The following is an 838-nucleotide window of genomic DNA, read 5'->3' on the forward strand; positions in this document are numbered from 1 at the left end:
GACCGAATGTGGTCGGGGACGCCTCGCTGCACCATTAGGTCAGCCAGGACCGCGAGAACATTCTCGCTGTTGAGCCTTCGAGCCACGTTGATCGCCAGGCATTCGCGCGTGAACTCGTCGATCACCGTAAGCATACGGAACTTGCGTCCGTCGCGGGTGCGGTCCTGGACGAAGTCGTACGCCCAGACGTGATTGCGATGTTGAGGGCGCAGCCGAATGCACGAGCCGTCGTTCAGCCAGAGCCGGCCTCTCTTCGGCTGTTTCTGCGGAACACGAAGGCCCTCTCGCCGCCAGATCCGAGCGACACGCTTATGATTGACGTACCAACCGTCTCGACGAAGCAACGCCGTGATCCGGCGATAGCCATAGCGCCCATACTTGCTCGCTAATTTGATGATCGCTGACGTCAAAGCGTCTTCGTCGTCCAGCTTCTGCGGCTTCCGCCACTGGGTCGATCGATGCTGCCCCACCGCACGGCAGGCCCGGCGCTGTGACACGCTGAGCTCGGCACACGCATGCTCGATGAACTGACGCTTGCGAGAGGGCCCTACCAGTTTCCCGAGGCAGCCTCTTTGAGGATCGCCTTGTCCAACTCAGCATCGGCCAAGAGACGCTTCAGCCGTGCGTTCTCCTTCTCGAGGTCCTTCAGCCGTTTGGCCTGATCCACCTTCATCCCGCCGTACTCTTTCCGCCAGCGATAATATGTGACCTGGGTCACGCCGAGCCGCCGGACGACCTCGCCGACACTGACCCCTTCAGCCAGCAGGACTTCAGCCTCACGCAGCTTCGAGATGATTTCCTCGGGTTTGTAGCGCTTCGCGCCCATCGCTCTTCTCCT

The 838-nt window shown here is 61.1% G+C and carries 1 pseudogene; it reads right to left on the reverse strand.

The window, feature by feature from the left end:
* Positions 1-826, reverse strand: a pseudogene (locus tag IE053_RS14545) (IS3 family transposase); the annotation flags it as partial.
* Between the last annotated feature and the right edge of the window lie 12 nt (positions 827-838).

Source organism: Parvularcula lutaonensis (assembly GCF_014651915.1).
Classification (GTDB): domain Bacteria; phylum Pseudomonadota; class Alphaproteobacteria; order Caulobacterales; family Parvularculaceae; genus Parvularcula; species Parvularcula lutaonensis.